General features: G+C 64.2%; 13 protein-coding genes. 10 read left to right on the top strand and 3 right to left on the bottom strand.

Annotated elements, in window-relative coordinates:
- Positions 1–366, top strand: a 366-nt coding sequence (locus CWO89_RS31930) for an endonuclease domain-containing protein (RefSeq protein ID WP_130582481.1), incomplete at its 5' end; no start/stop codon positions are given.
- Positions 367–481: 115 nt separating this feature from the next.
- On the opposite strand, the gene CWO89_RS31925 is transcribed toward CWO89_RS31930, so the two are convergent.
- Together CWO89_RS31925 and CWO89_RS31920 are read right to left on the bottom strand one after the other, a co-directional pair.
- The gene (locus CWO89_RS31925; protein WP_130582480.1) at positions 482–1,696 is read right to left on the bottom strand and encodes a GGDEF domain-containing protein; all 1,215 of its coding nucleotides are present in this window, start codon (positions 1,694–1,696) and stop codon (positions 482–484) included.
- A gap of 57 nt (positions 1,697–1,753) precedes the next feature.
- Positions 1,754–3,712 carry a sigma 54-interacting transcriptional regulator gene (locus CWO89_RS31920; RefSeq protein WP_245476674.1) on the bottom strand — a complete coding sequence of 653 codons (1,959 nt, stop codon included), beginning with the start codon at positions 3,710–3,712 and terminating at the stop codon, positions 1,754–1,756.
- A gap of 171 nt (positions 3,713–3,883) precedes the next feature.
- Here CWO89_RS31920 and CWO89_RS31915 point away from each other — a divergent pair, with 171 nt between their 5' ends.
- The 4 genes from CWO89_RS31915 to cynS all read left to right on the top strand — a co-directional run bounded on the left by CWO89_RS31915 (position 3,884) and on the right by cynS (position 7,615).
- Positions 3,884–5,266 carry a CmpA/NrtA family ABC transporter substrate-binding protein gene (locus CWO89_RS31915; protein WP_130582479.1) on the top strand — a complete coding sequence of 461 codons (1,383 nt, stop codon included), beginning with the start codon at positions 3,884–3,886 and terminating at the stop codon, positions 5,264–5,266.
- A gap of 28 nt (positions 5,267–5,294) precedes the next feature.
- On the top strand, positions 5,295–6,131 hold the full coding sequence (gene ntrB / locus CWO89_RS31910; protein ID WP_130582478.1) for a nitrate ABC transporter permease: 837 nt from the start codon (positions 5,295–5,297) through the stop codon (positions 6,129–6,131).
- Positions 6,132–6,135: 4 nt separating this feature from the next.
- Positions 6,136–7,062, top strand: a complete 927-nt coding sequence (locus CWO89_RS31905; RefSeq protein ID WP_130582477.1) for an ABC transporter ATP-binding protein — start codon at positions 6,136–6,138, stop codon at positions 7,060–7,062.
- A gap of 64 nt (positions 7,063–7,126) precedes the next feature.
- Complete coding sequence (gene cynS, locus CWO89_RS31900) at positions 7,127–7,615, top strand: cyanase (RefSeq protein WP_130582476.1); 489 nt, start codon at positions 7,127–7,129, stop codon at positions 7,613–7,615.
- A 119-nt stretch (positions 7,616–7,734) separates the two neighbouring features.
- Here the strand turns inward: cynS and CWO89_RS31895 are convergent, their stop codons facing one another.
- Positions 7,735–8,058 (bottom strand): DUF1476 domain-containing protein, encoded by a 324-nt coding sequence (locus CWO89_RS31895; protein ID WP_130582475.1) that lies wholly within the window; start codon positions 8,056–8,058, stop codon positions 7,735–7,737.
- Positions 8,059–8,391: 333 nt separating this feature from the next.
- On the opposite strand from CWO89_RS31895, the gene purC reads away from it, so the two are divergent.
- The 5 genes from purC (at position 8,392) to CWO89_RS31870 (ending at position 11,946) form a co-directional block, all read left to right on the top strand.
- On the top strand, positions 8,392–9,159 hold the full coding sequence (gene purC / locus CWO89_RS31890; protein ID WP_008974302.1) for a phosphoribosylaminoimidazolesuccinocarboxamide synthase: 768 nt from the start codon (positions 8,392–8,394) through the stop codon (positions 9,157–9,159).
- A 15-nt stretch (positions 9,160–9,174) separates the two neighbouring features.
- The gene (gene purS / locus CWO89_RS31885) at positions 9,175–9,414 is read left to right on the top strand and encodes a phosphoribosylformylglycinamidine synthase subunit PurS (RefSeq protein ID WP_130582474.1); all 240 of its coding nucleotides are present in this window, start codon (positions 9,175–9,177) and stop codon (positions 9,412–9,414) included.
- Positions 9,414–10,115, top strand: a complete 702-nt coding sequence (gene purQ, locus CWO89_RS31880; RefSeq protein WP_130582473.1) for a phosphoribosylformylglycinamidine synthase subunit PurQ — start codon at positions 9,414–9,416, stop codon at positions 10,113–10,115. Before purS ends, purQ begins: the two co-directional genes overlap by 1 nt.
- Complete coding sequence (locus CWO89_RS31875) at positions 10,112–11,080, top strand: tripartite tricarboxylate transporter substrate binding protein BugD (RefSeq protein ID WP_165421415.1); 969 nt, start codon at positions 10,112–10,114, stop codon at positions 11,078–11,080. Before purQ ends, CWO89_RS31875 begins: the two co-directional genes overlap by 4 nt.
- A 128-nt stretch (positions 11,081–11,208) precedes the next feature.
- Complete coding sequence (locus CWO89_RS31870) at positions 11,209–11,946, top strand: tetratricopeptide repeat protein (protein ID WP_130582472.1); 738 nt, start codon at positions 11,209–11,211, stop codon at positions 11,944–11,946.
- Positions 11,947–12,106 lie beyond the last annotated feature (160 nt).

Raw genomic sequence — 12,106 nt, 5'->3', positions numbered from 1 at the left:
GGCGGCGGCGCCTCCGCCGATGCCAGCAGCACGGTGCGCGGGCTGGCGCGGCTGCTCCGGCGCAACCCGACCGATGCCGAGCGCATCCTGTGGCAGGCCCTGACCAAGGATCGCCGCTTCGCCGGCCTGTTCAAGCGCCAGACCCCGGTGGGGCGGCATATCCCCGATTTCGTCTCCTTCATCCACCGGATCGCGATCGAGCTGGAAAACCCCGACGAGAGCGAGACGATTGTTGCCGACCGGGCCAAGCGACGGGAATGGCTGGAGGAGCGAGACTATCGCGTCCTCAACCTGCGCGCGGCCGAAGTCGAGCGCGATCTGGCCGGCGAACTGGACCGGCTCGCATCGAACCTGCCGGCCCAGTGAGTAGCTCCGTAGCCCGGGTGGAGCGCCAGCGTAACCCGGGACATCTGCGTCAGCGTTTGCGAACCGCCCCCCAGGTTGCGCTGCGTTCCACCCGGGCTACGAGACTTCTCAAATTCTACGCTGCCATCCCGGCGCCCTTGGCCGCGTTGCTGTGTTGGAGCCGGCGCAGGGCGGCGAGGTTGATCTCGAAGGAAGCGAGGCAGCAGCGGGACTTGCCGGTGGATTTCGCTTCATAGAGCGCGGTATCGGCGGCCGAGAGCAACTCCTCGGCCTCCGTGCCGTGCTCCGGCGACATCGCAACGCCGACGCTGACGCCGACCTGGACGCAAATCTCCTCGCCCAGCCGGTAGGACATCGCGACCTCGTCGATGATCCGATGTCCGATCGCGAGCGCCTGCTCTGCGGTGATGCTGTCGGCCAGCACCACGAATTCGTCGCCGCCCATGCGCGCGATGACGGCGCTATTGGGCAGGGCGCGGCGGAGCCGGTCGGCGACCAGTTGGAGCACCTTGTCCCCGGCCGCATGCCCGAAGGTGTCGTTGATCGGCTTGAAATTGTCGAGATCGAAGAACAGCACGGCAAAGGAGCCCTCGTCGCGACTGGAGGCCTCCAGCTTCCTGTTGAGGGCATCGACGAAACCGGCGCGATTCCACAGGCCCGTGAGCGCGTCGTGCTGCGCCATGTGGCCGTTCTCGCGCTCGGCGCGCATGGTCGCGATCAGCATCCTGTTCAGCCGGAAGGCTGCGTCCGTCATCGCCGCGAGATAGAGCGGCACCTGTAGAAACACGAGGTAAAGCAGCGGCTCGCCGGCAAGCGCAGCGCCCGGGACGATCGGGCCGAGGGCGAGCAGGATCATCGTCCCGGCCAATCGCGGCGCGCTGAAATTGCGGAAGCAGATGCCACCAACCATCGCCGCCGCCGACAGGCAGGCGAGCAGTGCGACGACCCGGTCGCCGCTGGCGAGGCTGACGACTACGCCGAACCCGACGCTGGCGCTCCAGGCGACCGCGAGCAGCACATGCAGGTCGGTCGGGGTCTGGCGCCGGTCACGCGCCCGGCGACGGGCGACGACCAATACCGTGAGGCGGGCAAGGCAAATCGCGACTTCGAGGCTGAACCAGGCGATGAACAATGCGGTCGGTTGCCGGATCGCGATCACGCCTGCCACCGCCATCGTGTTGACCGCGCCGGCCGCAAAGACCGGTAGCGACCCGTGGAGGTCGGCGATCAGCGCCGCGCGGATATCCTCGGGCGCGCCGGGACCGGCGTCGGCCAGCCAGCGCGTCACGCCCCAGCGCGGCCGGCTGTAAGGTCCCTTGTCGGACTTCATTGCAGAGCACCCCTGTCTTCCCGGGGTACAACAACACCGCGCGCGCCTAACAGGCTTTTAAGGTGCGCCCCGATCTCTTGCCGTGCTTGACGAGGGGTAAACCGGCCGCTGCCGCCCGACAATTCCGAGTGCCTTGATCCGCGAGGCCAGCGTGGTCGGCTTCATGTCGAGCATTTCGGCCGCACCGCCGGGGCCGAACACCTTGCCGGCGCAGGCTTCAAGCGCGGCGACGATGTTGGCGCGCTCGTGATCGCGCAGCTCGGCCGCCGTCATCACTGTGGGACGCGCGTCGGCCTTCACGCGGGCCGAGCCGGCCGAAGACTGGCTGCCGGATGCATCGGGCAGGTCGATGCGCAACCGGCCGTTCTGGGCAAGGATCGCCGCGCGCTCGATCACGTTCTGCAGTTCGCGGACATTGCCCGGCCAGTCGTAGCGGGCGAGCCGCCTGGCGTCGCCCTCCGACAGGCGCAGATCGGATTTCAGCGCCTTGCTTTCGCTGCTCAGGAAATGCTGCGCCAAAAGCGGGATGTCCTCGCGCCGCTCGCGCAAGGGTACCGATTCGATCGGAAACACGTTGAGGCGGAAATAGAGATCCTCGCGAAACCGGCCGCGCTGCACCTCCTGCTTGAGGTCGCGGTTGGTGGCGGCGATCAGCCGCACATCCACGGTGCGGGTGCGCTCCTCGCCGACCCGCTCGAAATTGCCCTCCTGCAGCACGCGCAGCAGCTTGCCCTGCAGCTCCAGCGGGATTTCGCCGACTTCGTCGAGAAATAGCGTGCCGCCGTCGGCCAGTTCGAACCGGCCGATGCGGTCGCGCGTCGCGCCCGTGAAGGCGCCGCGGACATGGCCGAAGAACTCGCTCTCGAACAATTCGCGCGGGATCGCGGCGCAGTTGACGCGGATCAGCGGCCGGTCGGAGCGGCTGCTCGCCTCGTGGATGGCGCGCGCGATCAACTCCTTGCCGGTGCCGGACTCGCCCGTGATCATCACCGCCGCTGACGTCGGCGCCACCAGCTTGACCTGGCGCAGCGTCTTCTGGATCGCCTCGCTCTGGCCGATGATGCCGCGCGGATTAGTCTCGATGCGGATTTCTTCCTGCAGGTAGGCGTTTTCCAGCTCCAGCCGCTCGCGCAGGCGATCGACCTCGGCAAGTGCGGCGTGCAGCTTCTCGTCCGCCTCGCGCCGCTGGCTGACGTCGCGAAACACCACGACGGCGCCGACCACGACGCCGCGGTCGCGGATCGGCGTCGAGGTGTACTCGACCCAGACTGGCGAGCCGTCCTTGCGCCAGAACACTTCGCCGTCGACCTGGTGCACGGCGCCGTCGCGGAACGCCGCATAGATCGGGCAATCATGATCGGGATAGTGCCGCCCGTCATGATGGGTGTGATGGACGATCGGGTGGATCTCCTTGCCGACCAGTTCCTCGGCGGTCCAGCCCAGCATCCGTTCGGCGGCCGGGTTGACAAAAGTGGTGTTTCCTTCCGCGTTGACCCCATAAATGCCTTCGCCGGCGGCGCGCAGGATCAACTGGTTCTCGCGCTCGATGTCCTGGAACACCCGCTCGACCCGCTGCCAGGTGGCAATGCCGCTGCGCATGTGGTCCTCGGCGGCGGCATCGACATAGCGCCGGCGGCGCGCGTCGAGGTCGCTCATCGTCAGCAGCATCAGCGTGCGCCCGTCATGCGGCACCACGCAGCCGGCATATTCGATCCTGAGATTCTGTCCGGTCGCATGCCGCGGTGTCAGCGCATCGGTCCAATACGCGCCCTTGTCGAGCACCGCCTGGGTGAAGACGATCAGGGCCGGCAATTGGCCTGGTTGCAGCGCGCTCACCTTGGTCTGGCGCAGCAGCGCGCGGTCGTAGCCGAGTAGCGAGCAGGCGGCGGGGTTGGCGTCGAGGATCACGTCGGCATGGGGATCGAACAGCAGCGTCGGCTCGATCGAGCACTCGAAGGCGGCGGCACGCAGGTCCGCATCGTGCGCGCTCGCCGTTGCGCTGAGAGCCAGGTCCATCGTGCAGGTCGCCCCGAAAAATCGTAATTTGATTACGATTTTTCGTGTATCACGAGTTTTTGTAGTCGCCAAGGCACGGATAAAAGCCTGCGACATCAATGCCATCGGCTCAAAAAAGAGGCTGGCACGGACCTTGCGTAAATCCACGGCAAACGCCGCGCAGGAGGTCCGATGTCCATCTTCGACAATCCATTCGATCCCGATCGCAATCTCCGCACCGGCTGCAGTTGCGGTCGCCATCTCAGCGAAGCCGAGCACCGGAATGAGGCGCTGGCGCTGCGCTGCGAGCCCGCGGAAAGCGAGGACAGGCGCTACGAGGGCGTCGTCGCCTCAGCCGTGATGCGCGCGGTGTTTCCGCAGGACGCGACCCGGCGCGCGTTCCTGAAGTCGGTCGGCGCCTCCACGGCGCTCGCGGCGCTGTCGCAGTTCTTCCCGATCAAGGCGGCGACCGAGGTCTTCGCGCAAGGCGCTGCGCCTGAGAAGAAGGACCTCAAGGTCGGCTTCATTCCGATCACCTGCGCGACCCCGATCATCATGGCCGCGCCGATGGGCTTCTACGCCAAGCACGGACTGAACGTGGAGGTGATCAAGACCGCCGGCTGGGCCGTGATCCGCGACAAGACCATCAACAAGGAATACGACGCCGCGCACATGCTGTCGCCGATGCCGCTCGCCATCACCATGGGCGTCGGCTCCAACCCGCTGCCGTACACGATGCCGGCGGTCGAGAACATCAATGGGCAGGCGATCACGCTTTCGATCAAGCACAAGGACAAGCGCGATCCCAAGGATTGGAAGGGCTTCAAGTTCGCCGTACCCTTCGACTATTCGATGCACAATTATTTGCTGCGCTACTATCTCGCCGAACACGGCCTCGACCCCGACGTCGATGTGCAGATCCGCGCGGTGCCGCCGCCGGAGATGGTCGCCAATCTGCGCGCCGACAATATCGACGGTTTCCTTGGGCCCGATCCGATGAACCAGCGCGCGGTCTATGACGGCGCAGGCTTCATCCACATCCTGACCAAGGATATCTGGGAAGGCCATCCCTGCTGCGCCTTCGCGGCATCGAAGGAGTTCGTCACCTCGATGCCGAATACCTATGGCGCGCTCCTGAAATCGATCATCGAAGCCACCGCGTTCGCCCACAAGGCCGAGAACCGCAAGCAGATCGCGGAGGCGATCGCGCCGGCGAACTACCTGAACCAGCCGCAGATCGTGCTCGAGCAGATCCTGACGGGCACCTTCGCCGACGGTCTCGGCAATGTCGTCACGCAGCCGGGCCGCGTCGATTTCGATCCGTTCCCCTGGCAGTCCTTCGCCGTCTGGATCATGACGCAGATGAAGCGCTGGGGCCAGATCAAGGGCGACGTCGACTACAAGGCGGTGGCCGAACAGGTCTATCTCGCTACCGACACCGGCAAGCTGATGGCCGAGATGGGGCTCACGGCGCCGACAACCACGTACAAGTCGTTCGCAGTGATGGGCAAGACGTTCGATCCCACGAAGGCCGACGACTATCTCGCGAGCTTCAAGATCAGGAAGGCGTCGTGAAGGTGCTCCCGCATACGGGGAGGAGCAGATGAACTCGCTTCGCCTGCGCGCGGCGATCGTCTCGATTGTGCTGTTCGCCGCCTTCATCGGCGTCTGGCATCTTGCGACCCGCAGCACCGGTCCGGCCGTGAACATGAGCCCGGAATACGCGAAGCTGATGGGGCTCACCGCCACGCAAGGCAAATCGGCGATGCCGGGTCCGCTCGATGTCGGCGCCAAATTGTGGGAGCACCTGAGGCGGCCGTTCTACGACAACGGGCCGAACGACAAGGGGCTTGGCATCCAGCTCGCTTATTCGATCGGCCGCGTCGGGCTCGGCTATCTGATCGCGGTATCAGTCGCGATCCCGCTCGGCTTCCTAATCGGCATGTCGCCATTGATCAGCAGGGCGCTCGACCCGTTCATCCAGGTGCTGAAGCCGATCTCGCCGCTCGCCTGGATGCCGCTCGCGCTCTACACCATCAAGGATTCCTCGATTTCAGCGATCTTCGTGATCTTCATCTGCTCGGTGTGGCCGATGCTGCTCAACACGGCGTTCGGCGTCGCCGGCGTGCGCAAGGAATGGATCAACGTCGCACGCACGCTCGAGGTTGGCACAGTCAGGCGCGCCTTCACGGTGATCCTGCCGGCCGCGGCGCCGACAATTCTGACCGGCATGCGGATCTCGATCGGCATCGCCTGGCTCGTGATCGTCGCCGCCGAGATGCTCGTCGGCGGCACCGGCATCGGCTATTTCGTCTGGAACGAGTGGAACAACCTCTCGATCACCAATGTCATCATCGCGATCCTCATGATCGGGATCGTCGGCATGCTGCTCGACCAGATCCTCGCGCGCTTCACGCGCATGGTCACGTTTCCGGAGTAGGGCGATGACCGACAAATTCATCTCGATCGAAGGCATCGCGCGGCGCTATCCGGGAGCGGGCGGTGGCACGACTACTGTATTCGAGAACCTGTGGCTCTCGATGGCGCGGGGCGAATTCGGCTGTGTGATCGGCCATTCCGGCTGCGGCAAGACCACGGTGCTCAACATCCTCGCAGGCCTCGACGAGCCGAGCGAGGGCGCCGTGATCGTCGACGGGCAGGCGATCGAGGGCACGAGCCTTGACCGCGCCGTGATCTTCCAGAGCCATGCGCTGTTGCCCTGGCGCACCGTGCTCGGCAATGTCGCCTACGCCGTCAGCTCGAAATGGCGCAAATGGGATCGCGCCAAGGTCAAGGCGCACGCGCAGAAGTTCATCGATCTCGTCGGCCTCACTGGTTCGGAGCACAAGCGTCCGTCCGAACTGTCCGGCGGCATGAAGCAGCGCGTCGGCATTGCGCGCGCGCTTTCGATCACGCCCAAGATCATGCTGATGGACGAGCCGTTCTCGGCGCTGGACGCGCTGACGCGCGGCACGCTGCAGGACGAGGTGCGGCGCATTTGTCTGGAGACCGGGCAGACCGCGTTCATGATCACCCACGACGTCGACGAGGCGATCTATCTCGCCGACAAGATCTTCCTGATGACCAATGGCCCCGGTGCGGTGCTGGCCGAGATCGTCGAAAATCCGCTGCCCAAGGATCGCGGCCGGATCGATCTGCACCGCCATCCCTATTACTACGCGCTCCGCAACCACATCATCGATTTCTTGGTCAGCCGTAGCAAGAGCTTCGCGGCGATAACCACCGATCACGACCCCCGCAACGTGCCGACACTGCGGCCGGGCTTGCCTGAATTGGCGATCGCATCGGACGCCGAGCTGCCAACCCAGACGTCATGGCCGGGCCTGTCCCGGCCATCCACGTCTTCCTGAATCCGATTAACAATTTGGAGGTCCGGGACAAGCCCGGGCATGACGAGCAGAAGGAGACCCTGACATGAAACGTTCCGACCTCACCGAAAAGCTGCTCGACATCAAGCGCGAGAAGGGGTGGAGCTGGAAATATATCTGCGAGGAGATCGGCGGCTATTCCGAGGTGCTGATCGTCGGCGCGCTCCTCGGCCAGATGAAGCTGACCAAGCCGCAGGCCGCGAATGCCGGTGAGCTGTTCGGCCTGTCCAAATCCGAAATCGCGATGCTGAACGAGACGCCGATGCGCGGGGAGGGCGTGCCAATGCCGCCGACCGATCCCCTGATCTACCGCTTCTACGAGCTCGTGATGGTCAACGGCCCGGCCTGGAAGGCGCTGATCGAGGAGGAGTTCGGCGACGGCATCATGTCGGCGATCGATTTCGACATGGTGATGGAGCGCCTGCCCAATCCCAAGGGAGACCGCGTCAAGTTCACGATGTCCGGAAAATTCCTGCCGTACAAATATTACGGCGCCAGCGGCAACGTACCGGAGTACGGGTTCAAGGAGGGGTGATCGTTTGTTGTCATTCCGGGGCGCGCATAGCGCGAGCCCGGAATCCATCGGACCACTTGCACGGGCGGAGAAATGGATTCCGGGCTCGTCCTTCGGACGCCCCGGAATGACGGAGGCCGTTAACCGCCTGACTTCACCTGCGCCACGGCCTGGACCAGCAGTTCGTCCATCTTGGCGCGGATTTGAGCTTCCGTGATGGCCTCGCCCTTCGCGGTGAGGTCCTTGAAGACCTTCTTCAGCACGTCCTGGTCGCCGGCTTCCTCGAAATCGGCGGCAACAACTTCCTTGGCGTAGGTGTTGGCGGCATCGCCCGCGAGGCCAAGCTTTTCCGCCGCCCACATGCCTAACAACTTGTTGCGGCGCGCCTCGGCCTTGAATTTCTGCTCCTCGTCGAGGGCGAATTTCTTCTCAAAACCTTCCTCGCGCTTATCGAATGTGGTCATCGGTGGTTCCAATTACTGCTGACGGACGGGTGGAGCTTGCGTTGCGGCAGCCCCGGCGGATGCCTAGATAGAATGGACGAATCGGCAAGACAAGGAGCCGTTAAGCCGCAGGCAGAATGGCAGATTTTGGCGCCCTAATCCAAGGCGGATAAGTCGGCCAAAAGGGTCCGGGTCGATTGTGCTGGATGGGCCAATCGGATAGGTTGCCATACGGCTTGGTTCTTGTTCTGTTTGGGGTTCCAGGCTTCCGCGGCAGCTCCGTCGTGGGTCGCGATCCCTAGTCAACCGGAGCACACCAGATTCATGGATTTCAACAAAACACGGTACATCCCAATGAGCCGTCGACGCCGCATTTATGAAGGCAAGGCCAAGGTCCTTTACGAAGGTCCCGAGCCCGGAACCCTCATCCAGCACTTCAAGGACGACGCGACCGCGTTCAATGCCAAGAAACACCAGGTGATCGAGGGCAAGGGCGTCCTCAACAACCGGATTTCGGAGTACCTGTTTCAGCACCTCAACGACATCGGGGTGCCGACCCACTTCATCCGCCGCCTCAACATGCGCGAGCAACTGATTCGCGAGGTCGAGATCGTGCCGCTGGAAGTGGTGGTGCGGAACGTCGCCGCCGGCTCGCTGTCGCAGCGCCTCGGCATCGAGGAAGGTACGCAGTTGCCGCGCTCGATTATCGAATTCTACTACAAGAACGACCAGCTCAACGACCCCATGGTGTCGGAAGAGCACATTACCGCTTTCGGCTGGGCGACGCCGCAGGAGATCGACGACATCATGGCGCTCGCCATCCGCGTCAACGATTTCCTGACCGGGCTTTTCCTGGGGATCGGCATCCGACTGGTCGACTTCAAGATGGAATGCGGACGGCTGTTTGAGAACGAAATGATGCGGATCATCGTCGCCGACGAGATCTCGCCCGATTCGTGCCGGCTGTGGGACATCAAGTCGAACGAGAAGCTCGACAAGGACCGTTTCCGGCGCGACCTCGGCGGGCTGCTGGAGGCCTATACCGAGGTGGCGAAGCGGCTCGGCATCCTCATGGAGAACGAGCGGCCGGCCGGCTCGGGCCCGGTGCTGGTGAAGAGCTGAGGGGGCAAGGTTTAAGTGAAGGCACGCGTCACCGTTACGTTGAAATCCGGCATCCTCGATCCCCAGGGCAAGGCGATCGAGGGTGCGCTGAAATCGCTCGGCGTCGATGGCGTCGCCAGCGTCCGCCAGGGCAAGGTGTTCGACATCGAGCTCTCCGGCTCCGACCGCGCCAAGGCGGAGGCGGCGCTGAAGGATGCGGCGGACAGGCTGCTCGCGAATACCGTGATCGAGAATTATCGGGTCGAACTGCTCTGATGAAATCCGCCGTCCTCGTCTTTCCCGGCATCAATCGCGAGCGCGACATGGCGCGGGCGCTCAAGCTCATCTCGGGCAGGGAGCCGGCGATGGTCTGGCATGCCGAGACCTCGCTACCTGAAGGCACCGACCTTGTCGTGGTGCCCGGCGGGTTCTCTTATGGCGATTATCTGCGGTGTGGCGCGATCGCGGCGCGGGCGCCGATCATGGACGCGGTGCGCGACTTTGCCGGCAAAGGCGGGCTCGTGCTCGGCGTCTGCAACGGCTTTCAGATTCTTTGCGAGGCGGGCCTGCTGCCGGGCGTGCTGATGCGCAATGCGGGACTGAAGTTCATCTGCCACGACGTCCATCTGCGTGTCGAACGCTCCGATACGCCGTTCACGCGCGGCTACAATGCGGGCCAGGTGATCCGCTGGCCGGTTGCGCACGGTGAGGGCAATTACGAGGCGGATGAAGAGACGATCAAGCGGCTGGAAGGCGAGGGGCGGGTGCTCTATCGCTACTGCTCGCCGGACGGCGTGGTTGACGAGCGCTACAACATCAACGGCGCTGCCAATTCGATCGCGGGCATCGTCAATGAGGGCGGCAACGTGCTCGGCATGATGCCGCATCCGGAAAACCACATCGAAGACATCATGGGCTGCACCGACGGCCGCGGCCTGTTCGCCGGCCTGGTCCAGCATCTGGAAAAGGCCGCGTGACGGCTGTCGTCGCGAGGTGGCTCGCGGCGATTGCGTCGCTTTGGCTTGCGACGACGGCGCACGCCCAGGATTTCCCGAAACACCCCATCACCATGATCGTGCCGTTCGCGGCCGGCGGCACGTCCGACGTGATTGCGCGCGTGGTTGCCGAGCAGATGAGCGTGGCGCTCGGGCAGCCGATCGTGATCGAGAATGTCGCGGGCGCGGGCGGCTCGACCGCGCTGGCCCGGGCGGCGCGTGCCGAGCCGGACGGCTACACGATTGCGATCGGCAATGCCGGCACCAGCGCCGCCACCTACACGATCTACCCGAAACTGCCGTTCACGCCGGACTCCTTTGTGCCGTTCGCGGTGGTCGCAAAGACCTTTGGCATCATTGCGTTACGCAAGGATTTTCCTGCCAAGGATTTGCAGGAGTTCATCGCTTACGCGAAGAAGAATCCCGGCAAGATCAATCTTGGCCATGCCGGCGTCGGCTCCTCGAATTACCTGATCTGCAAAAGTTTCGTGAACGCCGCCGGAATCGACGTGACGCTGGTCGGCTATCGCGGCGCGTCGCCGGCGCTGACGGACGCGATCGGCGGCCAGATCGACGGCGTCTGCGATGCCGCTGCCTCGGTATCGCAGGCGATCAACGAGAAGCTGGTGCGGGGGCTTGTGGTCGGCTCGACTGTGCGGCTCGCGACGCTGCCCGATCTGCCGACCTCGGCGGAAGCGGGTCTGCCTGAATTCGAGGCGCAGGGCTGGAACGGCCTGTTCGCGCCAAAGGGCACGCCGCCCGAGATCATCGCCAAATTTAACGCCGCGGCGCGGACCGCCGTGGAGAGCGAGGCGGTGAAAAAGCGCTTCACCGACCTCTCGACGGTTGCGCCCGACGCCAACGAGCATGCGCCGGACGTGCTGCAACAGCTCGTCGCGCGCGACGTCGAGAAATATCGGAAGCTGCTGGCGGACGACCAGAAGTAGGCGGATCGACCTTCATCGGTGCTTCACATTGAAAGCGCAGAAGCGACAACCGGGGATTGTCTGGCCGTGCCTGCAACGTTATCAATCAGGCGATTTGAGACGATCCGTTCATTATCCCGGAAGTCACCATGCCCGTTGCATTGGTTATTTTGCTGCTCGACATCTCGCTGATCTATCACGCCTCGCGTACTGGCCGTTTGCAGCCCTGGGCCTTCATCATTCTCATGGTACCGCTGATTGGTGCGCTGGCCTACATCGTGGTCGAGCTGATACCGGAATGGTATCAGGGGCCGGACGCGCGGCGGGCGCGCCAGCGCATTGCCAATCGTCTCGACCCGGAAAAGAAATATCGCGAACTGTCCGATCGATTGGCTGTGACCGGCACCATCGCAAACCGTGCCGCGCTGGCCGCTGAATGCGCGAAGATCGGGCGGTTCGAGGAAGCCGAGCGCCACTACGACGACATCCTCAAGCTGCCGATGGGCCACGATCCTGCCTTTGCGCTGGGCAAGGCGCAGGCGCAGTTCGCCGGCAATCGGCCGGCCGCCGCGCTGGCCACGCTCGACGAATTGAAACAGCAATGGCCAGACTTCGAATCCGCCGAGGGCCATCTGCTCTATGCCCGCGCGCTTGCCGAAATAGGGCGGATCGATGAAGCGCTCGAGGAATATCACGCGGTCTCGGCCTATTTCCCTGGTGCGGAGGCCCGGGTCCGCTACGGCCTGCTGCTGCGCACGGCCGGCCGTACCGCCGAGGCGCGCGTCGTCTTCAACGAACTGCTGATCCAGATGCGGCGCGCGCCGAAATATCTGCGCAATGCCCAGTCCGAGTGGCTCGCGATCGCCGAGAAGCAGCTCTCCGTGTGAACAGGGAAGCGGCTGGATTACGCGCCTGTCAGCCGCGGCCGCAGCATCGTAAGGCGGATTAGCTAATTAGCGAAGCGTAACCCACCACCTCCCGAGCCTCAAACTCCGCCGTCATTCCGGGGCGCGCCCTTGGCGCGAGCCCGGAATCCACTTCTCAGCC

The organism is Bradyrhizobium sp. Leo170, assembly GCF_004296405.1.
Lineage (GTDB): Bacteria > Pseudomonadota > Alphaproteobacteria > Rhizobiales > Xanthobacteraceae > Bradyrhizobium.
This window is presented reverse-complemented; position numbering and strand designations above follow the sequence as displayed.

Excerpts from the sequence above, each read along its gene's own strand:
- purQ (WP_130582473.1), top strand. The coding sequence starts at position 9,414 with ATGAAATCCGCCGTCCTCGTCTTTCCCGGCATCAATCGCGAGCGCGAC.
- CWO89_RS31915 (WP_130582479.1), top strand. The coding sequence starts at position 3,884 with ATGTCCATCTTCGACAATCCATTCGATCCCGATCGCAATCTCCGCACC.
- CWO89_RS31905 (WP_130582477.1), top strand. The coding sequence starts at position 6,136 with ATGACCGACAAATTCATCTCGATCGAAGGCATCGCGCGGCGCTATCCG.
- CWO89_RS31870 (WP_130582472.1), top strand. The coding sequence starts at position 11,209 with ATGCCCGTTGCATTGGTTATTTTGCTGCTCGACATCTCGCTGATCTAT.
- ntrB (WP_130582478.1), top strand. The coding sequence starts at position 5,295 with ATGAACTCGCTTCGCCTGCGCGCGGCGATCGTCTCGATTGTGCTGTTC.
- purC (WP_008974302.1), top strand. The coding sequence starts at position 8,392 with ATGAGCCGTCGACGCCGCATTTATGAAGGCAAGGCCAAGGTCCTTTAC.
- CWO89_RS31920 (WP_245476674.1), bottom strand. The coding sequence starts at position 3,712 with ATGGACCTGGCTCTCAGCGCAACGGCGAGCGCGCACGATGCGGACCTG.
- cynS (WP_130582476.1), top strand. The coding sequence starts at position 7,127 with ATGAAACGTTCCGACCTCACCGAAAAGCTGCTCGACATCAAGCGCGAG.
- CWO89_RS31925 (WP_130582480.1), bottom strand. The coding sequence starts at position 1,696 with ATGAAGTCCGACAAGGGACCTTACAGCCGGCCGCGCTGGGGCGTGACG.
- CWO89_RS31895 (WP_130582475.1), bottom strand. The coding sequence starts at position 8,058 with ATGACCACATTCGATAAGCGCGAGGAAGGTTTTGAGAAGAAATTCGCC.